The organism is Umezawaea sp. Da 62-37 (assembly GCF_032460545.1).
GTDB lineage: Bacteria > Actinomycetota > Actinomycetes > Mycobacteriales > Pseudonocardiaceae > Umezawaea.
Window position 1 is genome coordinate 8605493 of the sequence record NZ_CP135965.1, and the last position, 21309, is coordinate 8626801.

Annotated in this window: 18 protein-coding genes, 1 pseudogene and 1 riboswitch; of the genes and pseudogenes, 7 read left to right on the forward strand and 12 right to left on the reverse strand. The window is 70.4% G+C overall.

The annotated features are described in order from the left end of the window. Window positions 1-31 precede the first annotated feature (31 nt). On the reverse strand, window positions 32-1096 hold the full coding sequence (locus RM788_RS39150; protein ID WP_315924711.1) for a ribonucleotide-diphosphate reductase subunit beta: 1065 nt from the start codon (window positions 1094-1096) through the stop codon (window positions 32-34). After that, a complete protein-coding gene (locus RM788_RS39155; protein WP_315924714.1) occupies window positions 1093-3636 on the reverse strand; it encodes a ribonucleoside-diphosphate reductase subunit alpha in 2544 nt (847 codons plus the stop codon). The genes RM788_RS39150 and RM788_RS39155 overlap by 4 nt, the downstream gene beginning before the upstream one ends. Window positions 3637-3873: 237 nt before the next feature. Continuing rightward, window positions 3874-4089, reverse strand: a riboswitch (cobalamin riboswitch). Window positions 4090-4154: 65 nt separating this feature from the next. On the opposite strand from RM788_RS39155, the gene RM788_RS39160 reads away from it, so the two are divergent. The 5 genes from RM788_RS39160 to RM788_RS39180 all read left to right on the forward strand — a co-directional run bounded on the left by RM788_RS39160 (window position 4155) and on the right by RM788_RS39180 (window position 6670). Continuing rightward, window positions 4155-4355 carry a hypothetical protein gene (locus RM788_RS39160; protein WP_315924716.1) on the forward strand — a complete coding sequence of 67 codons (201 nt, stop codon included), beginning with the start codon at window positions 4155-4157 and terminating at the stop codon, window positions 4353-4355. A gap of 63 nt (window positions 4356-4418) precedes the next feature. Continuing rightward, window positions 4419-5150, forward strand: a complete 732-nt coding sequence (locus RM788_RS39165; RefSeq protein WP_315924718.1) for a DUF998 domain-containing protein — start codon at window positions 4419-4421, stop codon at window positions 5148-5150. Continuing rightward, window positions 5099-5506 carry a type III secretion system chaperone family protein gene (locus RM788_RS39170; protein WP_315924720.1) on the forward strand — a complete coding sequence of 136 codons (408 nt, stop codon included), beginning with the start codon at window positions 5099-5101 and terminating at the stop codon, window positions 5504-5506. Before RM788_RS39165 ends, RM788_RS39170 begins: the two co-directional genes overlap by 52 nt. 78 nt (window positions 5507-5584) lie before the next feature. After that, window positions 5585-6238 (forward strand): DUF4230 domain-containing protein, encoded by a 654-nt coding sequence (locus RM788_RS39175; RefSeq protein ID WP_315924722.1) that lies wholly within the window; start codon window positions 5585-5587, stop codon window positions 6236-6238. Window positions 6239-6292: 54 nt separating this feature from the next. Next, entirely contained in the window at window positions 6293-6670 is a 378-nt protein-coding gene (locus tag RM788_RS39180) for a condensation domain-containing protein (RefSeq protein ID WP_315924724.1), read from the forward strand. A gap of 115 nt (window positions 6671-6785) precedes the next feature. Here the strand turns inward: RM788_RS39180 and RM788_RS39185 are convergent, their stop codons facing one another. Genes RM788_RS39185 through RM788_RS39195 form a run of 3 tightly spaced genes read right to left on the reverse strand, consistent with a single transcriptional unit; the run spans window position 6786 to window position 9812 of the window. Beyond that, window positions 6786-8264 carry a glutamate-cysteine ligase family protein gene (locus tag RM788_RS39185; RefSeq protein ID WP_315924726.1) on the reverse strand — a complete coding sequence of 493 codons (1479 nt, stop codon included), beginning with the start codon at window positions 8262-8264 and terminating at the stop codon, window positions 6786-6788. Between the two features lie 49 nt (window positions 8265-8313). Then, window positions 8314-8970, reverse strand: a complete 657-nt coding sequence (locus RM788_RS39190) for a 4'-phosphopantetheinyl transferase family protein (RefSeq protein ID WP_315924728.1) — start codon at window positions 8968-8970, stop codon at window positions 8314-8316. Further along, window positions 8967-9812, reverse strand: coding sequence for a metallophosphoesterase family protein (locus tag RM788_RS39195; protein ID WP_315924730.1), 846 nt, complete (start codon window positions 9810-9812; stop codon window positions 8967-8969). The genes RM788_RS39190 and RM788_RS39195 overlap by 4 nt, the downstream gene beginning before the upstream one ends. Before the next feature lie 531 nt (window positions 9813-10343). Between RM788_RS39195 and RM788_RS39200 the strand changes: the two are divergent. Then, window positions 10344-10715, forward strand: a pseudogene (locus tag RM788_RS39200) (transposase); the annotation flags it as partial. A 91-nt stretch (window positions 10716-10806) separates the two neighbouring features. After that, window positions 10807-11082 (forward strand): hypothetical protein, encoded by a 276-nt coding sequence (locus RM788_RS39205; protein ID WP_315924732.1) that lies wholly within the window; start codon window positions 10807-10809, stop codon window positions 11080-11082. 95 nt (window positions 11083-11177) lie between these two features. On the opposite strand, the gene RM788_RS39210 is transcribed toward RM788_RS39205, so the two are convergent. The 7 genes from RM788_RS39210 to RM788_RS39240 form a co-directional block, all read right to left on the reverse strand. Further along, window positions 11178-12350 carry a histidine kinase gene (locus tag RM788_RS39210; protein WP_315924734.1) on the reverse strand — a complete coding sequence of 391 codons (1173 nt, stop codon included), beginning with the start codon at window positions 12348-12350 and terminating at the stop codon, window positions 11178-11180. Next, a complete protein-coding gene (locus RM788_RS39215) occupies window positions 12347-14104 on the reverse strand; it encodes a sodium/solute symporter (RefSeq protein WP_315924736.1) in 1758 nt (585 codons plus the stop codon). The genes RM788_RS39210 and RM788_RS39215 overlap by 4 nt, the downstream gene beginning before the upstream one ends. Then, on the reverse strand, window positions 14101-14487 hold the full coding sequence (locus RM788_RS39220; protein ID WP_315924738.1) for a DUF485 domain-containing protein: 387 nt from the start codon (window positions 14485-14487) through the stop codon (window positions 14101-14103). The genes RM788_RS39215 and RM788_RS39220 overlap by 4 nt, the downstream gene beginning before the upstream one ends. Then, on the reverse strand, window positions 14484-15374 hold the full coding sequence (locus RM788_RS39225; protein WP_315924739.1) for a LytR/AlgR family response regulator transcription factor: 891 nt from the start codon (window positions 15372-15374) through the stop codon (window positions 14484-14486). The genes RM788_RS39220 and RM788_RS39225 overlap by 4 nt, the downstream gene beginning before the upstream one ends. A 152-nt stretch (window positions 15375-15526) precedes the next feature. Next, window positions 15527-15832, reverse strand: coding sequence for a hypothetical protein (locus RM788_RS39230; RefSeq protein ID WP_315924740.1), 306 nt, complete (start codon window positions 15830-15832; stop codon window positions 15527-15529). 140 nt (window positions 15833-15972) lie between these two features. Further along, a complete protein-coding gene (locus RM788_RS39235) occupies window positions 15973-18702 on the reverse strand; it encodes an ATP-binding protein (protein WP_315924741.1) in 2730 nt (909 codons plus the stop codon). Between the two features lie 64 nt (window positions 18703-18766). After that, window positions 18767-21271 carry a DEAD/DEAH box helicase gene (locus RM788_RS39240; protein ID WP_315924742.1) on the reverse strand — a complete coding sequence of 835 codons (2505 nt, stop codon included), beginning with the start codon at window positions 21269-21271 and terminating at the stop codon, window positions 18767-18769. Window positions 21272-21309 lie beyond the last annotated feature (38 nt).

Here is a 21309-nt window from a genome sequence, read left to right on the forward strand (position 1 = left end):
GCTCCACCGGGGGAGCGGCGTCCTCCCTACCTCACCACTCCAAGGCCCCGCCGTTCTGGTACTCGATCACCCTGGTCTCGAAGAAGTTCTTCTCCTTCTTCAGGTCCATCATCTCCGACATCCACGGGAACGGGTTCTCCGCGGGCGGGAACACGGCCTCCAAGCCCAACTGCGCGCACCGCCGGTTCGTGATGAAGTGCATGTACTCCTCGCACAGCTCCGCGTTCAACCCCAGCAACCCGCGCGGCATCGTGTCCCGCCCGTAGGCGATCTCCAGCTCGCACCCCTCGACCAGCATCGTCCGGATCTCCTCCTGGAACGCGTCGGTCCAGAGGTGCGGGTTCTCGATCTTGATCTGGTTGATCGCGTCGATCCCGAAGTTCAGGTGGATCGACTCGTCCCGCAGGATGTACTGGTACTGCTCCGCGATCCCCACCATCTTGTTCCGCCGCCCGAGGGACAGGATCTGCGCGAACCCGGTGTAGAACCACATCCCCTCGAACACCACGTAGAACGCCACCAGGTCCCGCAGGAACGCCTGGTCGCGCTCGGGCGTCCCGGTCGTGAAGGACGGGTCCTCCAGGTGCTGCGTGTACTTCAGCGCCCAGGCGGCCTTGTCCGTGATCGACGGCACCTCTCGGTACATGTTGAACAGCTCGCCGTCGTCCAGCCCGAGCGATTCGCAGATGTACTGGAACGTGTGCGTGTGCACCGCTTCCTCGAACGCCTGCCGCAACAGGTACTGCCTGCACTCGGGGTTCGTCAGGTGCCGGTACACCGCGAGCACGATGTTGTTCGCCACCAGCGACTCCGACGTCGCGAAGAACCCCAGGTTCCTCTTGATCGCCCGCCGCTCGTCGTCGGTCAGCCCGTCCGCGGACTTCCACAGCGAGATGTCGGCCTGCATCGACACCTCGGTGGGCATCCAGGCGTTGTTGCACCCGGCCAGGTACTTCTCCCAGGCCCAGTGGTACTTCAGCGGCAGCAGCTGGTTCACGTCGGCCCGGCAGTTGATCATCGCCTTGTCGTCCACGCTGACGCGGGCGGCACCCACCTCGATGGGACCGGCACCGGTGGACAGGTCGGATGAAGTCACTGGCACGCCTCGCAATCGGGATCGACGATGGAGCAAACGGCGGCGCCCTCGGCCTCGACGACCACCGGGGCGGCGGCGGGTGCCACGGGGGAGACGGCGTTGAGCTTCCCGTCCGTCCCCCGCAGCGTCGACTTCTCCACGTGCGTGGCGCTCTGCGACCGCAGGTAGTACGTGGTCTTCAACCCGCGCAACCACGCCAGCTGGTACAGCTCGTCGAGCTTCCGCCCGCTGGGCTGGTCGATGTACAGGTTCAGCGACTGCGCCTGGTCGATCCACTTCTGCCGCCGCGCCCCGGCCTCGATCAGCCACCTGCTGTCCAGCTCGAACGCCGTGGCGTACAGGGCCTTCAGCTCGGCGGGGATCCGCCCGATCGGCGACAGGCTCCCGTCGAAGTACTTCAGGTCGCCCACCATCACCTCGTCCCACAGCCCGAGGGCCTTCAGGTCGCGGATCAGGTCCGGGTTGACCACGGTGAAGTCACCGGACATGTTCGACTTCACGTACAGGTTGCGGTACAGCGGCTCGATCGACTGGTTCACCCCGCAGATGTTCGCGATCGTCGCCGTCGGCGCGATGGCCATCACGTTGGAGTTCCGCATCCCGACCGCGAGCACCCGCTCCCTGACCGGCGCCCAGTCCAATGTGGACGAGCGGTCCAGCTCCAGGTCCGCGCCGCGGGTGGAGGCCAGCAGGTCGATCGAGTCGAACGGCAGGATCCCGCGCGACCACAGCGAACCCTCGTAGGACTCGTACGCCCCGCGCTCCTCCGCCAGGTCCGCGGAGGCCGAGATCGCGTAGTAGCTGATCTCCTCCATGCTCCGGTCCGCGAACTCGACGGCCGCGGTCGACCCCATCGGGATCCGCTGCGCGAACAGCGCGTCCTGGAAACCCATCAGCCCCAGGCCCACCGGCCGGTGCCGCATGTTGGCCCGCCGGGCCTCCGGGATCGTGTAGTAGTTCACGTCGATCACGTTGTCGAGCATCCGCACGGCCGTCCGCACGGTCTTCTCCAGCCGCGGGCCGTCGATCCCGTCGGGCCCGGTGTGCCGGGCCAGGTTGACCGACCCGAGGTTGCACACCGCCACCTCCTCGAGGTCGGTGTTCAACGTGATCTCGGTGCACAGGTTGGACGAGTGCACGACCCCCGAGTGCTGCTGCGGGGAGCGCAGGTTGCACGGGTCCTTGAACGTGATCCACGGGTGCCCGGTCTCGAACAGCATGGTCAGCATCCGCCGCCACATGTCCGAGGCCCTGAGCCGCCGGAACACCCTGATCTCACCGCGGTCGGCGGCGGCCTCGTACTCGCGGTACCGCGCGGCGAACGCGTCGCCGAACAGGTCGTGCAGGTCCGGCACCTCGTCGGGCGAGAACAGCGTCCAGTCGCCACCGGAGCGGACCCGCCGCATGAACTCGTCCGGCACCCAGTTCGCCGTGTTCATGTCGTGCGTGCGGCGCCGCTCGTCGCCGGTGTTCCTGCGCAGGTCGAGGAACTCCTCGACGTCGATGTGCCAGGTCTCCAGGTACGCGCACACCGCGCCCTTGCGCTTCCCGCCCTGGTTCACCGCGACGGCCGTGTCGTTGGCGATCTTCAGGAACGGCACCACGCCCTGCGACTTGCCGTTGGTGCCCTTGATGTGGGCGCCGATGCCGCGCACCGGCGTCCAGTCGTTGCCGAGACCGCCGGCGAACTTCGACAGCAGCGCGTTGTTGCTGATCCCGTGGAAGATCCCCTGGAGGTCGTCCTCCACCGTCGTCAGGAAGCACGACGACAGCTGCGGACGCGTGGTCCCGGCGTTGAACAGCGTCGGCGTGGAGCACATGAAGTCGAACGACGACAGCAGCCCGTAGAACTCGACCGCCCGCGCCTCGCGGTCGTCCTCCTCCAGCGCCAGTCCCATCGCCACCCGCATGAAGAACGCCTGCGGCAGCTCGTACCGGTGCTCGTCGCTGTGCAGGAAGTACCGGTCGTAGAGCACCTGCATGCCGAGGAACTGGAACTCCAGGTCCCGGTCCGGCAGCAGCGCGGCGCCGAGCCGTCCGAGGTCGAACTCCGCCAGCCGGGGCTCCAGTTGCCCCAGCTCGACCCCCCGCCGGACGAAGTCCGCGAAGTACTCCGGGTAGCGCGTCGACATCTCGGCGTGGTTCGCCTCGTCGTCCTTGCCCGCGAGGAACGTCAAGGCCTCCCGGCGCAGCCCGTCCAGCAGCAGCCGGGCGCTGACCAGGGAGTAGTCCGGGTCGATCTCGACCATCGTGCGCGCGGCCATCACCGGCGCCACGGCCAGTTCGGCACGGGTGATGCCGTCGTACAGGTTGCGGCGCGTCTCGGTCAGCACGGTCTCGGCGGACGTCGCGGGCAACCCGGCGCACGCCTCGGCGACGACCAGCGCCAGCCGCTCCTCGTCCAGCCGCGCCACCCGGCCGTCCGGGTGGCGCACGGTCAGGGCGGGACGGGCGCCCGCGGTACCGGTCGGGTCGAACGTGGGAACCGCTCCGCCGCGGCCGGGCGCCGGGACTTGAACGGGTGTTTCGGTGGGGGGCATGGCTCTCCGCGGTTGGTTCTGGGCAGTCGGCACCGCCCGGCGAGCGGCGCTCGACGGTCGGGGAACGGTGGTGTGCGGAGGTCAGCCGTCCGGGCTGGAGTGCGACGTCACGGCTCTCTCCTCGCGAGCTCGGTGGACACCCTGGGATCCGAGGGGGAGCGACGCGAGGCAGCACGGCACCGAAGGCCGTCGACCGTCCGCGCGCGCCCTCCCTCGGGGCACCGGGTGGTGCACGCAGGCCGCGTGCACGCTGATGGCAGGTCTTCGGACTCGCGGGCACTCCGGCTCTCGCCGGCGGACCTACTGGCCGTCGCTTCCCGGACTCGCGTCCAGTGCTTCGTTGACGGCGGTCGTTCCCGCTCACCGCTGCGGGGCAGCTCCGGATTCGCACCGGATTCCCTCTTGCCTCACCCTCCGGCGAACCGGGGGTGAACCTTCAGCACGTCGGATACTACATGTGGGGGTGTGGCTCCCCGCACGGCCCAACATGGTCTCTATCGCAAGTGAGGTGCGATACGGTGACAACCAAGGTCATCGGCGAACGAGGGACGTGGCACATGGTTGGCGATGACCACTCCGATCCCCGCCTGCCCGTCGTCGCCGCCGGTGCCTGCGCGCTCGCCGCGGGCTCCTTGGCCGTCGGCGCGTCCCTCCCGTGGCTCGCCGGCGTGCTGGCGGTGGGGGCCGTCGTCGTGGTCCGGCTGGCCAGGCGTCGGTGAGGACTTTCCTGTTGGTTTCCTGAACCCCGGAACCCCTCGCCCGATCCGGGCGTTTTGCCGGACGTGACGACAGCACCGGTGACCCGCCCCAGTCCGGCCGTCCGCCTGGTGGCCCTCGGTGGCACCACGGCGGTGCTGACCACCATCGCCATGATCGGGGCGCTGGACCTCAAGGGCGCGCTGGTGTCCACCGCCGGTCTGCGCCGCACGATCAGCCAGTACGGCCTCGGGCCGGGGAGCTGGATCTTCGAGGTGGCCGTCTCGTTGCTGGCGGCGGGCTCGTTCGCGATCCTCGCGGTGCTGGTGCGGCAGGGGATCACCCGCTGGCGCTCGACCGGCGCAGTCGCGTTGTCCTTGTGGTCACTGGGTTTGGCGCTCGTGGTCGTCTTCCCCAAGCAGGACTGGTCCATGCCCTCCTCGGCCGGTGGCGGCATCCACCGCGCGGCCAGCCTCCTGGCCTTCGTGAGCCTCCCGATCGCCGTGCTTTCCTTGGCGCGCCCGTGGTTGCGGCACCGGAGGTGGGGCGGCCACGCCCGCTGGACCTTCGGCTTCGGCCTGCTGTCGGTGGCCGCGTTCACCCCGCTGCTCTACGCCCTCCTGGTCCACGCCTCCGGTGGCGCGGCGTGGTGGCGGGTGTTCCCGATCGGGTACGTGGAGCGCGTTCTGGTGATCTCCGAGGTGATCGCGGTACTGGCGGCGGGTTTGTGGGCCATCGTCGCGGCGAACAGCCCTAAACTGGTCGAATGGCAACGTGGGGAGACCTCGCGGCGTACGTCCGCGACCAGTACGACGTGATCTCCGAGCAGGGCGACGAGATCCGGATCCTGTTCAGCTTCGAGCACCTCGACGAGGAGGACGAGCGGACCCAGGTCGTGATCCTGGTGCGCGAGGTGCTGGACGCCAAGCACGAGTGGGTGCAGATCGCGTCACCGGTGGGGATCGCGGCGAACTGCGACCTGCACGCCCTGCTGGCGGAGGTCGGCAACTCGTCGATCGCGTCCGGCGCGGCGATCATGGGGGACCACGTGGTGCTCCGGCACTCGCTGCCGCTGGAGACGCTGGACATCCACGAGTTCGTGGAGCCGCTGTCGTTGCTGGCGGGGACGGCCGATCAGATCGAGGAGATCTTCTTCGGAGGCGACAACTACTAGCCGAGGGCCGCTCCCGCCGCCGGTCGGTGCCGCCGTTTGGCCCAGGCTAATCGGCTGTGATCTGGGTACCCACCAGGTATGACGACTCCTCAGCGGTCCCCGGCCCGTTCTCCGTGGGTGTGGCGCGGCATCGTGGCGCTGTGCCTGGTGGTCGTCGCGGCGGCCGCGTTGCAACTGGTGGGCCTGGTGCCCAAGTTGAGCCTGTTCGGCACGGAGACGGTCGACCGCAGCCAGCCCGCGCTGCTGAAGTCGCTGCGCGACCTGAGCCAGTACCACGCCGCCTCGGGCGACTACCAGGTCGTGATCGACATCGAGAAGGACGTGCAGTACGTGCCGGACGTCCTGGCGGGGCAGCGGACGCTGTTCGTGGCGAACGGGTCCGTCAACGCCTACGTCGACTTCGGCGGGCTCGCCGACGGCGCGATGACGGTGTCGGAGGAGCGCAAGACGGTCGACGTGGCGCTTCCCAAGCCGCAGATGGACAAGCCCAACCTGGACCACGAGCACAGCTACGTGTTCGCGCAGGAGCGCGGGTTGTTCGACCGGTTGGCCAGTGTGGTGCAGACGTCGGACCAGCAGCAGTTCTACGTCGCGGCCGAGCAGAAGATCGGCGACGCGGCCAAGGAGTCCGGGCTGTCGGACAAGGCGGCCGAGAACACCCGCAAGATGCTGGAGGGGATGTTCGGGGCGCTCGGGTACCAGGTCCACTTCGTGGACGCGCCCCAGCCGTGAGTTAGGATCGCCTAACCAGCTCTCCGTCCAAGGGTGTACCCGGTGTTCGAGTCCATGACAGTGCAGGTGCGTGCGGGTCTGGGTGAACGGCGGCTGACGGCCGCCGTTCGCGACGTGTTCGACCGCCACCAGGAACTCCGCGGGAGCGGGGCGGTGTGCGACGTGCGACGGGTTCCCGTCCACGGCCTGACCGGGCGGGCACTGGCCGATCGCGCGGCCGCCGAGGTCGACGCCGTGGCGAACCGGGCGGATTCCGCGCTGTTCCGGGTGCTGTGGCTGGACGCGGGCGCGGATCGGTCCGGCAGGCTCGTGCTGCTGGTGCACCGCCGCGTGATGGCCGCCGTGCCGTGGCCGGTGCTGCTGTCCGAACTGGTCTCGGCGTGGAACAGGGGCGACTCGGCGGCCGACCTCGTCGGGGCGTTCGACGCATAGGTCCGCATCGGTGGACGCGGATGGCGCACTGCCCACCGGAACCCGGCCCGCGGACGTCAAGACCGGCTGACGCTCGGGGAGGCCCGCCCCGGTCGGGCGGGCCTCCCGCGTCGGGTCAGGTGATGGGCCAGGAGTGGACGGGTTCGTTGGTGTGCATGAGGTCGCGGTAGGTCCGCAGCATCAGGCGCAGCGCTTCGACGCGGTCGAGGCTGGTGTTGTCGTAGTGCCGGTGGAACGCGCGCGACTGCCAGGTCGCCCCGTTCACCCCGGTCAGGCACCGCTGCTCGATCACGCCGAGCAGCCGGTCGCGGTCGGCGGGGTCGACGCCCCACCGGTCGAGGCCGTCGTAGGCCATCGGCAGCAGGCGGCGCAGCACCAGCTCCACGACCGGGACGGTGCCCAGGCCCGGCCAGTACACCTGGGCGTCGATGCCGTTCTTGGCCCCGGTGAGGAAGTTCTCCTCCGCCGCGCTGAACGACATCTGCGACCACAGCGGACGTTCGCTCTCCGCCAGCACCCGGACCAGCCCGTAGTAGAACGCCGCGTTCGCCATCGTGTCGATCACGGTGGGCCCGGCGGGCAGGGTGCGGTTCTCCACCCGCAGGTGGGGCTTGTCCTTCACCACGTCGTACACGGGCCGGTTCCACCGGTACACGGTGCCGTTGTGCAGCCGCAGCTCCGACAGTGCGGGCGTGTCCCCGCGGTCGATCACCTGCAACGGGTCCTCGGGGTCGACGATGGGCAGCAGCGCGGGGAAGTACCGCACGTTCTCCTCGAACAGGTCGAAGATCGACGTGATCCACCGCTCGCCGAACCACACCCTCGGCCGGACGCCCTGCTCCTTGAGCTCGTCGCCGCGGGTGTCCGTCGACTGCTGGAACAGCGCGATCCGCGTCTCCCGCCACAGCTCCTTGCCCAGCAGGAACGGCGAGTTCGCGCCGACGGCCACCTGCACGCCCGCGATGGTCTGCGCCGCGTTCCAGTAGTCCGCGAACTGGTCCGGGCTCACCTGGAGGTGCAGTTGCGTGCTCGTGCAGGCGGCCTCGGGCACGATCGAGTCCGCGGTCATGTTCAGCCGCTCGATGCCGTCGATCGAGATCTGGAGGTCCTCGCCGCGCGCCGCCAGCACCTGCTCGTTGAGCAGCGCGTAGCGCGGGTTCACCGACAGCGCGTCCATCGCCATGTGCTCGGCGCGCAGCGTCGGCAGGATCCCGATCATCGTCATGTGCGCGCCGACCTGGCTCGCCTTGTGCTCGGCCTCGTTCAGGCTCGTGCGCACCGTCTCCTCGAACGCGCGGAACCCGTCGTCGGCCAGTTGCCGGGGCGCGACGTTGATCTCCAGGTTCCACTGGCCGAGTTCGGTCACGAAGTCCGGATCGGCGATGGCCTCCAGGGCCTCCGCGTTCCGCATCGCCGGGTCGCCCTGCTCGTCCACCAGGTTCAGCTCGATCTCCAGCCCGGTCATGGGCCGTTCGAACTCGAACCGGGACTCGCGCAGCATCCGGGCGAACACGTCCAGGCAGCGCCGGACCTTCGTCCGGTACCGGGTGCGGTCCTCGCGGGTGAACTCGTGGCGGTCTACGTCGTCACCCATGTCGGCTCCTCAGGTTCGCGGCACCCGGACACAGTGCACCAGGAGACGGTCAGGCGGGTACCGCGATCGAGGTGATCACAAACCCGTCCCTGGCCAGCCAGCGTCCGGTGAACCCGGTGAGGGGCTCGCCGTCCACCATCGGGGCTTCGACGAGGATCCGCGCGCTGAACGTGCCCGCGTCCGGGTCGATCGTGACGTCGGCGTCCTCGAACCCGAGCCACAACCTGGTCAGCGGGAACCACGCCTTGTAGACGGACTCCTTGGCGCTGAACAGCAAGCGGTCCCACGAGACCTTGTCGCCCGCGGCACGCAGACCGTCCATCCTGGCCAGTTCGGTCGGGACGGCGATGGCCTCCAGGACGCCCTTCGGCGTGGGGGCGTTCGGTTCGGCGTCGATGCCGATGGAGCGGAAGTCGCCGACGCGGGCCACGGCGGCCGCGCGGTAGCCGGTGCAGTGCGTGATGCTGCCGACGACGCCGTCGGGCCACACGGGCTCGCGCTTCGGGCCGGGCAGCACCGGGACGGGCGGGAAGCCGAGCTGCCCCAGCGCGGTCCTGGCGCAGAACCGGCCGGTGGTGAACTCCTTGCGGCGCTTCTCGACGGACTTCTCCAGCAGCGCCAGCTCCTCGGGGAACAGCTCGACGCCCTCGGGGTCGTCGAAGCGGTCCACGGCCGCGATCGGGCTCGGCAGCAGGTCGGCGATCATCGGACGTCCCCTTCGCGCAGCACGTCGTGGAGCAGCGCGCCCGTCAGGCCCCTCGGCTTCCACTCGCGCGGGTAGCCGAGCGACACCTCGTCGAAGCGGATGCCGTCGTGCCTGGTGGTGCGCGGGATGTGCAGGTGGCCGTAGACCATCTCCACGCAGTTGAACCTGGTGTGCCAGTCGGCGGTGCGCTCGGTGCCGCACCACAGCGCGAACTCCGGGTAGCGCAGCACCCGCGTGGGGTCGCGCACCAGCGGGTAGTGGTTGATCAGCACGGTCCTGAGCGCCGGGTCGACCTCGGACAGCCTGCGCTCGGTCTCGACGATCCTGGCGTCGCACCACGCCTCGCGGCTGGGGTACGGGTCCGGGAACAGGAAGTACTCGTCCGTGCAGACCACGCCGACCTCGTGCGCCTTCGCCAGCGCCGACACCTGGTCGTGCGTGCCTTCGGGGCGGAACGTGTAGTCGTAGAGCGTGAACAGCGGAGCGACCACCACGGGGCCGCCCGAGCCCTCGAACACCGGGTACGGGTCCTCCGGCGTCAGGACGCCGATGCTCCGGCACATCTCGACGAGCTGCTTGTAGCGCACCTCGCCGCGGGTCTGCACCGCGTCGTCCTTCGTCGTCCACAGCTCGTGGTTGCCCGGCGACCAGATCACGTTGGCGAACCGCTGCCGCAGCAGTCCGAGCGCCCATTCGATGTCCTGGAACTTCTCACCCACGTCACCTGCGACGATGAGCCAGTCGTCGGCCGACGGCGGCTGGATGGCCGCGACGAAGTCCCGGTTCTCCTGGTACGTGACGTGCAGGTCGCTGGTGGCGAGCAATCTCGGCGTGCGGGTCACCCCCCGACCTTAACCGTTCACGAGGCCGTTCTCCGAGTACCCCGAAGCAGCCAGGGGTGGTAGGGGTGGTGGCGAAATGACCGTTCATCCGTTCGTCGCAGATCATCGCCCGCTGAACTCATACCCCTACACCGCGTGACGCTAGGCAGGGCCGTTCAGCCTTAAGGGCCCCTGAAGCATCTATCGGGTAATCAAGCCACTTCCTACGGTGATCACATCGCTACTACCTCGGCGGAGGTCCAGATGTCCGAGTCCCACTTCGCACGGAACACAGACCCCCGGTTGGCACGCCAGGTGCCGCCTGGCGTCCGCGGCGCCGCCACGCCGTTCAGCCGGACGGTCAGTGCCGAGATCACCCGCACCGCCCAGCAGCAGCAGTACGGCTATCCGCCGCCTCGACGCCGCACCCCGGCCGAGGAAGCCGCCCTGTCCACGCTGCTGCGCACGCGCCAGCGCACGCAGGCGCCCCGGCCCGAGCCGTGGCTGCGCCAGAACCCCGAACCCGGTCAGCCCGCCGCCGCCCGCGGCGACGTGACCGAACTGCTCGCCGCGCGGCTCGTCCCCGCGTCGCTGTGGGCCATGGTCGAACCGCTCATCCCGCCCGCCAAGATCCGGCGGCAGGGCGGCGGCCGCAGCCGCGTGTCCGACCGCGCGATCTTCACCGCGATCGTGTTCGTCCTGACCAGCGGGTGCGCCTGGCGCCACCTGCCGTCGTCGTTCGGCGTCACGGTCCCGACCGTGCACCGCCGGTTCCAGGAGTGGACCGACGCGGGCCTCTGGCTGCGCCTGCGCCGCGCCGCGGTGGACCGGCAGGGCTCGGTGGCCCCCGGCGCCGGTTCGGATGAGAACGAGTGGATCCATGCCGTCCTGGAAGCCGCCGAGCGCAGGGGAACGAAGGCCGGGGGCTGACCGTCCGATGGACGTGGTGGAACCGGCGGGCTGAACCGGACCGGGCTCCACCACGTTCATCCGGGTAAGCCCCCAGGAGGTTCCCATGACCGCCGTCGACCCCGGCGCGACCCTTTCGCACCGCGCGCTCGCCCTGCTCCGCGCCACCGCCGCCGGCCGCGTCGAGCTGACGTTCAGCAGCGAACCCGACTTCCGCGTCGACCAGCTCCCCTGCTGCGACCAGCCCGCCGCCCGCGTGCTCGTCCACGCGGGCCTCGTCGAACCCGCCGTCGCCGCCCCACCCGGCCACTGGGTCCCCGCCCACCTCAGCCCCGCCGGCATCCAACTCCTCACCCTCAACACCCCCTACGCCGCCGCCTGACCCACCCGCGAGTCGAACCCCCAGACACCCCGTGTCGAACGCTCAGGCACGCGCCCCGCATCGAAAACCCCGATACGGGACACCGAATGCGGAAGCTACGGGTGCAGGCCGTGCTGGTACTTCGGGAAGCGGACGCTGATCTTGGTGCCCAGGCCCTGCGCGGTCTCGACGACGAGGCCGTAGTCGTCGCCGTAGAAGCGGCGCAGCCGTTCGTCTATGTTGCCCAGCCCTATCCCCGCGGTCTCGTCGACCTGCCCAGCCAGCGTCCTGCGCAGGGCTTCGGGGTCCATGCCGATGCCGTCGTCCTCGATGGTGATGTGCGCTTCGGCCCCGGCGTCGGCGGCCAGGATCTGGATGTGCCCCGGCTCCACCTTGCCCTCCATGCCGTGCCGGACGGCGTTCTCGACCAGCGGTTGCAGGCACAGGAACGGGACCGTCACCGACAGCACCTCGGGCGCGATCTGGAGCGTGACGGTCAGGCGTTCGCCGAAGCGGGCGCGTTCCAGGGCGAGGTACTGGTCGATGGACTTCAGCTCCTCGGCCAACGTGGTGAAGTCGCCGTGCCGCCGGAACGAGTAGCGGGTGAAGTCGGCGAAGTCCAGCAGCAGCGTGCGGGCGCGTTCGGGATTCGTGCGCACGTACGACGCGATGGCGCTGAGCGAGTTGTAGATGAAGTGCGGGGAGATCTGGGCCCGCAGCGCGCGGACCTCCGCCTCGACGAGCCGGGTGCGCGAGCGGTCCAGCTCGGCCAGCTCCAACTGGCCCGACGCCCACCGCGCCACCTCGTTCGTCGCGCGCACGAGCCCCGCCGACGCTTCGCGGCTGTACGCGGCGAGGACGCCGACGACGTGGCCCTCGACGGTGAGCGGGGCGACGACGGCGATCTGCACCGGGCAGTCGGGGAGCGTGCAGCCGATGTCGAACGCGCGGGTGCGGCCGGTGCTGAAGACCTCCTGGGCGAGCCGCATCGCGTCGGCGGAGTGGTGTTCGCCGACGCCCTCCCACGCGACCACCTCGGCCTCGTCGGTCAACGCCAGCGCGGGGGTGTCGAGCAGGGTGCGCAGGTGCCGGGCGGACTTCTTCGCGGCTTCCGGCACGAGTCCGGCGCGCAGCGGGGGAGCGGCCGACCACGCGGTGTGCAGCGTCTCGAACGTGATCCGCTGCGCCTCGGTGAGGAAGTCCTGCCGGGGACCCGACCCGCGCCACAGCACGAACACGATCGCCGCCCCGACCAGGAGTATCGCTCCCACGGTCAGCAGTCCGGTCACGTCTCGGTTCTCCGGCGGATGTCGTTCACGGGCGGTTCCTCGTTCGTCTCCAGCCCGAGGTTCTCGGGCGCGTGCAGTCTGACCATGACCCGGTTGACGTTCGCGGGCACCTTGCCCGGCGTCATCAGCGACACCGCGTACATCACCACGAACCCCAGCGGCACGGTCCACGCCGCCGGTCGGGACAGGAACACGTGGTACCACTGGTCCGCGGTCTTGGCGCTTATGGTGATCACCCCCGCGACCAGGGCGGGCACCCCGCCCGCGAGCATCCCGGCGACCGCGCCGGTGGTGGTCATCCTGGTGCTCCAGATCCCCAGCAGCAGCAACGGGCACAGCGACGACGCGGCCACGGCGAACGCGAGCCCCACCATGTCGGCCACCGGGATGCCGCCCACCAGCACGGTCATCGCCAGCGGCACGATCGCGGCGAGCCCCGCGGAGATCCGGAAGCCGCGCACGCCGCGCATCTTGAGCACGTCCTGGCTGAGCACGCCCGCGAGCGACACCATCAGCCCGGACGAGGTGGACAGGAACGCCGCGAACGCGCCCCCGGCGACCAGCGCGCCGAGCAGCTGCCCGCCGACGCCCCCGACCATCCGGCTCGGCAGCACCAGCACCACGGCGTCGGTGTCGCCGGTCAGCAGCAGCTCGGGCGTGTAGAGCCTGCCGAGCACGCCGTAGAGCGGCGGCATCAGGTAGAAGATCCCCAGCAGCCCCAGCACGATCAGCGTCGTGCGCCGCGCGGCCCTGCCGTTCGGGTTCGTGTAGAACCGCACGATCACGTGCGGCAGCCCCATCGTGCCCAGGAACGTGGCGAGGATCAGCGAGTACACCGCGTAGAGCGGGAACTCCCCGCCCTCCGACATCGGCAGCGCCCAGTCCGCGTTCGTGGTGTGCGGCAACGACTCCAGGTGCGGCACGGTGGAGCCCGCCGGGAACACGAACGAGCTGCCCGCCGCGATGGTGTGCTCGCCGACGCTGATCCACAGCTGGTCGCCGTCCACCCGCACCCCGTCGAGCAGGCCGTGGCCGGAGAAGTTCGCCGCGTGCTCGGCGTGGATCCGCGTGGAGGTGTCGAAGTCGACCGTCGTCTGCTGCCGGAACACCGGGAACTCCGGCCCGTTGAGCCGTTCCCCGCCGTGCGCCCGCCACGCCAGCAGCAGGAACACCACCGGCACCGCGATGGCGGTCAGCTTGAGCCAGTACTGGAACGCCTGCACGAACGTGATGCTGCGCATCCCGCCGGACACCACGTTCACCGTGACCACGACCGCGACGATCAGCCCGCCCAGCCAGTCCGGCGCGCCGGTGACCGTGTGCAGGGTCAGGCCCGCGCCCTTGAACTGCGGCAGCAGGTACAGCCACGCGATGGAGATCGCCAGCCCGCTGGCCACCCGGCGCACCACCGGGGACCCGAACCGCGCCTCGGCGAAGTCCGGCAGCGTGTACGCCCCCGACCGGCGCAGCGGGGCCGCGACCAGCGTCAGCAGCACGAGGTAGCCCGCGGTGTAGCCGACCGGGAACCACAGCATGTCCGGGCCGTGCGCGAAGATCAGCCCGGCGATGCCCACGAACGAGGCCGCTGACAGGTACTCGCCGCCGATCGCGGAGGCGTTCCACCACGGCGACACCGTGCGCGAGGCGACGTAGAAGTCCGACGTGGTGCGCGAGATCCGCAGGCCGTAGGCGCCGATGAGCATGGTGCCGAGCGCGACCACCACCACGGCGACGACACCGTAGGTGCTGTTCACGACCGCTCGACCAGCTCGGCGAACGCGAGTTCGCTCCGCTCGGCCTGCCGCACGTAGAACCACCCGGCCAGCACGAACACCGGGAACACCACGACCCCGAGCAGCACCCACGGCAGCCCGATGCCGAGCACCTGGATCCGCGACACCGACGGCGCGAACTTGAACACCAGCGGCAGCGTCGCGAGCCCGCCCGCGACCAAGCCGACCACGAGCAGGCCGAGCGTGCGCTGGGTGCGGATCAGCGACCGCATGTACAGCGCGCCGAGCTGGCTCTGCTCGTTGATCTCCCGCGACGTCGGGTACGGCCGCCGGGGGCGGGGCGCGCCGGTCCGCGGGCTCGTCACCACCACGCGCTGCGTCGGCGGCGGCTGCTCGGGCGTCACGTGGCCTGCCGGTTCCGCACGTTCTCGTCGGGGACCTGGTGCTGCACGACCGGCCGCGCCCGGCGCACCAGCAGCTGGCGCAGGTGCCGGGCGTGGCGGCGGCTGACCGGCAGCACCGCGCCGCCGATGTTGACGCTCAGGTGCCCCTCCTCCAGCCGCAGCTCCTCGACGTGGCTCAGCGACACCAGGTGGCTGCGGTGGATCCGGACGAACCCGGCCGACCGCCAGCGCTCCTCCAGGCCGTTCAGGGCGGCCCTGACCAGACCACTGCCCGTCGCGGTGTGCAGGCGCGCGTAGTCGCCGTGCGCCTCGACGTAGCGGATGTCGGCCAGCCGGATGAACCGGGTGATCCCGCCCAGCTCGACCGGGATGACCTCCTCGCCGACCTCGGGGGTCTGCGGCGCCTGCGGCTGCGCGGGCGTCTCGGCGGCGGTGGACTTGACGTCCAGCACCTCGTGCACGATCCGGTGCACCGACTCGGCCAGCCGCTCCGCGCGCACCGGCTTGAGCAGGTAGTCGAGCGCCTTCAGCTCGAACGCCTCGACGGCGGGCTCCTGGTGCGCGGTGACGAACACGATGGGCGGCGGCTGGGCGAACCTGGACAGCACGCGCGCCAGGTCGAGGCCGTCCAGGCCCGGCATCCGGATGTCCAGGAACACCGCGTCGACGGGCTGACCGGCGTCCATGGCCCGGTGCAGGCCGCGCAGCGCGGTGGTCGCGTCCGTCACGCCTTCGACGTGCGCGATCCGCGGGTCCGAGCGCAGGAGGTACACGAGGTCCTCCAGCGCGGGGGGTTCGTCGTCCACCGCGAGCACGCGCAACGTCCGTTCGAGAGCGCCTCGGCGCTCGGGCCCCTCGCAGAGGGGGCAGGGCAGACCTGCGGTCATGTCGGATCGTGTCCAATGCTGTGAACGGCCGATCTCCACGGCGACGGGATTAGACCACCAGTGGGTCATCGTCGCCCGTCGAGGGGCCGCTAGCAAGGGTGCCACCGGCACACGGCATAACGCGGGTGCGCGGTGATCGGTTCGATCGACCTTCAACCGGCGATGCGCCGGGACCTGTGGTCCGAAACCCGCGGGTGCGCGGCGAGCGCGTCCCCGAGCGTGATCTCCAGTTCGACGAAGGACTCCTCGGCGCGGCGCGCGGCGACGATCACCGATGACGCGGCGGCCGGGCCGACCAGTCGGCGCGTGGGGTCCTGGAGTGATTCGAGCACCTCGGACCACTGGTTCGACAACTTCGCCAAACCCTCCAGGGCGGCCACCAGTTCACCCGTTGTGCCGGGCGGATTCGCGGCTATCCGGGCGAGATGGTCGCCCAGCGCACCAAAGTCGGCGTTCATCGTCACCCCCATAACGCAGTCGTGTACCCCTGGATATTGCTATAGCTGGTCGAAGCGGTCAACCAGGTCTCAATTGGCGGGAGTTCGCCCAGGTCACCGGCCGCAGGAATGGCGGCGGCAAGCCCTTTCACCAACCATTTCTACGTGTCAGTGAGCTGGGTCACCAGCAATCCGGCAACCATTTCACGCGCTTGGACCTCGAATAATCCGAAACCCGACTGCACGGCCATGGCCAGTGCCATCCTGGAGTGGTCTAGTGCCTGTGCGTATTCGTTCGCGCACAGATGTGCCTCCGCCGTGCCGAGAAGCGCTCGAACGGCCCCGTACCGGTACTCGCCCGCCGTAGCCGACTCCAGCGCCAAGCGGTACTCCTGCACCGATCGGGCGTATTCGCCCACACCGCACAGCACCAATCCGGACGCGTTCCGCACCTCGCACTCGATCCGGTAGGTGGCGCCCTCCTCCCGGACCGTCGCCAGCGCGCGACCCACGACCTCGGCCGCCTCCCCGTGCTCACCCGACCGGCTCAGCGCCATGGCGAGGTAGGCCTGCGTCTCGGCCTGGAGGTGCCGGGAACCCGTCACGTCCCACTGCGCCGAGGTGAGCCGCAGCAGCTCGACCGCCTTCGCGTGCTCGCCGAGGGCGAGGTGGCAGCGGGCCAGCACGCTCGTGCAGGACGCCTTGACGTTGATGCCCGCGGACCTGCCCGCCACCTCGACGCCCTCGGTCAGGCGCTCGATCGCGCGGTCGACGTCCCCCGTCATGAGGTCGACCGCGCCGAGCCCGGTGAGCGCGGAGGCGCGCATGTAGGGCACGGCCCACGCCTCGTCGCTGAGTTCCAGCAGCCGCCCGAACGCCGCCGTCGCCAGCGGGAGGTCGTTCAGGTCCAGCGCCAGGATCCCGCGCCACGCGGCCAGCAGCCACACCTCCGAGCCGGGCGGCTCACCCGCGGCCGTGATGTGGCTCATCGCCAGCCGCGGGTTGCCGAGGTTGCGGTGCTCCGCGGCCATCCACACCAGGATCCGCGTCTCCGCCGCCCGGTCGCCCTCCCGGCGGGCCGCGTCCAGCGCGGCGTCGATGACGCCCAGGAACTCCACGTGGTGGCCGTGCGTGCCGAGGTACCCGCCCATCCCGTTGACCAGCTGCCACGCCATCGACGTGGGTCCGGTCACGGCGCAGCGCTCCGCCGCGGCGAACAGGTTCGGCCGCTCGGTGTCCAGCCACACCTTCGCGGCCGTCTCGTCGGCGAGCAGGCGCGGCGGGGCGGGCCTGGGCACGTCCAGTTCCGGGAACAGCAGGTGGGCGACCTCGTGGGAGGTCCGCAGGTACCAGTTCAGCAGCCGCCGCACGGCCGCCTTGCCGCCGTCCCGCTCGTGCCTGCGGGCCCGTTCGGCCGCGTACTCGCGCAGCAGGTCCGGCATCCCGAACCGGTCGCCCTCCAGGCGCTGCACCAGGTTCGCGGTCACCAGTTCCCCGAGCAGGGCCTCGGCCGTCTCCGGGTCGGTGTCCAGCAGGGCCGCCGCGCCGTGCGCGCTCACGTCCGGGCCGGGCACCAGCCCCAGCAGCCGGAACAGCTCCGCGGTGGCCGCGCGCAACGTCGTGTAGGACAGGTCGAACGCCCGCCGCACCGCCGCCGAGTCGTCGTTCTCCACGGCGAGCGCCGTCAGCCGGTCGCCCTCCCGCAGTTCCGACACGTAGCGCTCGACGTCCCCGCGCGGCGCGCCGACGAGGTTGCCGAGCGAGATGCGCAGCGCCAGCGGCAGGTAACCGCACAGCCGGGCCAGTTCGGCCACGACCTCGTCCCGCGCGTCCGCGCTCAGCGCCGACCGCAGCAGCCGCTGGGCGTCCGCGGGCGGCAGCACGTCCAGCCGCACCGCCGTGGAGCCGGGCAGGTCCAGCTCGCGGCGGCTGGTGATCAGCACCGAGCACGCCGGATCGCCGGGTAGCAGCGGCAGCACCTGCTCGGCCGACATCGCGTTGTCCAGGATCACCAGCACCCGGCGTCCTCGCAGCTGAGCCTGGTAAGCGGTTGCCAGCGACGGCTCGTCGAGCGGGATCCGGTCGCCGCGCACACCGGTGGCCCGCAGGAACCGGGCCAGCACGGCGGTTGTCGACAGCGTCGGGGCCGAGGAGTGGCCGCGCAGGTCGACGTGCAGCTGGCCGTCGGGGAACCGCGCGCGCAGGGCGTGGCCGACCGAGATCGCCACCGCCGTCTTGCCGACACCGGGCGGTCCGCTGACCACGACCGTCGGCGACGTCGTCGCGCCGGAACCCGGCAGCAGCGCCGAGACCCGCGCCAACTCCTCGGTGCGGCCGACGAAGTTCCCCACCGGCGCGGGGAGTTGCGACACCGGCGACCACTCGACGGCGGGTCGCAGCGCCGCCCGGTCCACCCGCCGCCGCTCCTCGACCAGGTCCGCGGTCGGCAGCCAGTCCGCGTCGACGTCGGCCAGCACCGGCCCGCGCCAGCACGCCAGCGCCCGCTCGCAGGCCGCCCGCGCCTCGTCCGGCCTGCCGTTGGCGGCCAGCGCCGCGCCCTCGGCCGCGAGCGACCGGAAGCGTTGCAGGTCAAGGGCGCCGTCCTCGACGGTGATCCGGTAGCCGGTCGGCGTCGTGTCGATCAGCCGCGGCTCGCCGAGCACCCGGCGCAGCCGCATCACGTACACCGGCAGCGTCTGCGCCGCCCGCGCAGGCGGGTCGTCACCCCAGACGCAGCGGATCAGCTCCGCCGTCGACACCGAGCGGCCCGCGTTCAGCAGCAGCGCCGCCAGCACCACCCGCTGCTTGGCCGCCGTGATCGGGACCTCGGTGTCGCCGCGGTGGACCACCAGCGGTCCGAGCACGCCGAACCGATCGTGCGACTGGCCCACCTGCGTAGCTCCTCACGGCACTGGCGACGGTTGCGCGACGACCACCACCGGGCGCCGGGATTCCTTACAAGGCACCGACTTCGGTGACCCTGATGGCCGCGGTCCCGGTCTCGTCGGACTCCTCGAGGTCGACTTCGGCCGAGATGCCCCAGTCGTGGTCTCCGGCGGGGTCGTCGAAGATCTGACGCACGTCCCAGCGTCCCGGTTCCTCCGTGATGATCAGCAATGCCGGACCGCGCGCGTCGGAGTCGATCCCGATGGCGTCGAACGCCTCGAAGTACGGCTCGATCGCGTCCTCCCACGCCTCCGCGTTCCAGCCCGATTCGCCGTCCAGGACACCGAGTTCGTGGTAGTCGCGGCGCGCGGCCAGCTCGACCCGGCGGAACAGCGCGTTGCGCACCAGCACGCGGAACGCCCGCATGTTGCGGGTGACGGCGGGCGGCCGCTCGTCGATCTCGATCTTCTTCGCGGCCTCGTCGAGCGGGTTGCGCAGCTTCTCCCACTCCTCCAGCAGGCTGGAGTCGACCTGGCGGACGAGTTCGCCCAGCCATTCGATGAGGTCGTTGAGCTCCTCGGTCTTCGCGTCCTCCGGCACGGTGTGGCGCAGCGCCTTGTAGGCGTCGGCCAGGTACCGCAGCACGATCCCCTCCGACCGCGCCAGCTGGTAGAAGCTGACGTACTCGGTGAACGTCATCGCCCGCTCGTACATGTCGCGGACCACGGACTTCGGCGACAGGTGGTGGTCGGCGACCCACGGGTGGCCGTTGCGGTACGTCGTGAAAGCGCCTTCCAGCAGCTCTTCCAACGGCTTCGGGTACGTGACCTGGTCTAGCAGCTCCATCCGCTGGTCGTACTCGATGCCGTCGGCCTTCATCGCCGCCACGGCCTCGCCGCGCGCCTTGAACTGCTGGGCGGAGAGGATCTGGCGCGGGTCGTCCAGAGTGGACTCGATGATGGACAGCGCGTCCAGCGGGTAGCTCGGCTCCTCGCGGCCGAGCAGCTCGATGGCGGCCAGCGCGAACGGCGACAGCGCCTGGTTCAGCGCGAAGTTGTCCTGGAGGTCGACGGTGAGCCGGTAGCGGCGGCCCTCGGCGTCCGGCTCGGCCAGCTTCTCGACCACGCCGGACTGGAGCAGCCCGCGGAAGATCGAGATCGCCCGCAGGATGTGCTTGAGCTGCGCCTTGCGCGACTCGTGGTTGTCCTCGAGCAGGTGGCGCATCCCGGCGAAGGCGTCGCCGGGGCGGTTGATCACGTTGAGGATCATGGCGTGGCTGACCGAGAACGTCGAGGTCAGCTGCTCGGGCTCCGCCGCGACCAGCCGTTCGAACGTCTTGTCGCTCCACGACACGAAACCCTCCGGGGGCTTCGTGCGCACGACGCGCTTGAGCTTCTTGAGGTCGTCGCCCGCCTTCGCGACCCGCTTCGCGTTCTCCACCTCGTGGTCGGGCGCCTGCACGACCACGGTCCCCACCGTGTCGTAGCCCGCGCGACCGGCCCGGCCCGCGATCTGGTGGAACTCGCGCGCCTTGAGCACGCGGGTGCGCGTGCCGTCGTACTTGCTCAGCGCGGTGAACAGCACCGTGCGGATGGGCACGTTGATGCCGACGCCCAGGGTGTCCGTGCCGCAGATGACCTTCAGCAGGCCGGCCTGCGCCAGCTGCTCGACCAGCCTGCGGTACTTGGGCAGCATGCCCGCGTGGTGCACGCCGATGCCGTGCCGCACGATCCGCGACAGCGTCTTGCCGAAGCCGGAGGTGAACCGGAACCCGCCGATCATCGCCGCGATGGCGTCCTTCTCGGCGCGCGTGCACACGTTCACGCTCATCAGCGCCTGCGCGCGTTCCAGCGCCGAGGCCTGGGTGAAGTGCACGACGTAGATCGGCGCTTCTCTGCCGTGCAGCAGTTCCTCGATCGTCTCGTGCAGCGGCGTCGTCACGTACTGGAAGTTCAGCGGCACCGGCCGGTCGGCCGACCGCACGACCGTCGTGGACCGACCGGTGCGCCGGGCCAGGTCCTTCTCGAAGAACGAGACGTCGCCGAGCGTCGCCGACATCAGCAGGAACTGCGCCTTCGGCATCTCGATCAGCGGCACCTGCCACGCCCAGCCGCGCTCGGGCTCGGAGTAGAAGTGGAACTCGTCCATGACGACCTGGCCGACCTCGGCCTCCGCGCCGTCGCGCAGGGCGATGTTCGCCAGGATCTCGGCGGTGCAGCAGATGATCGGCGCGGTGTCGTTGACGCTCGCGTCACCGGTCAGCATGCCGACGTTCGCCGGGCCGAAGGTGTCGCACAGCGCGAAGAACTTCTCCGACACCAGCGCCTTGATCGGCGCGGTGTAGAAGGTCCTCTTGCCCTCCGCCATGGCCGCGAAGTGCGCCCCGATCGCCACCAGGCTCTTCCCGGACCCCGTGGGGGTGCTCAGGATGACGTTCGAGCCGGAGACCAGCTCGATCAGCGCCTCCTGCTGCGCCGGGTAGAGCTGGAGCCCCCGTTCCGCCGCCCAGGAGGCGAACGTGTCGAAGAGCAGGTCTGGGTCGGGGGTGGCCGGAAGCCGATCGGTGAGAGTCATCGCAGGTCGGATCATAGGTGAGAGCGCGTCTCCCGGTA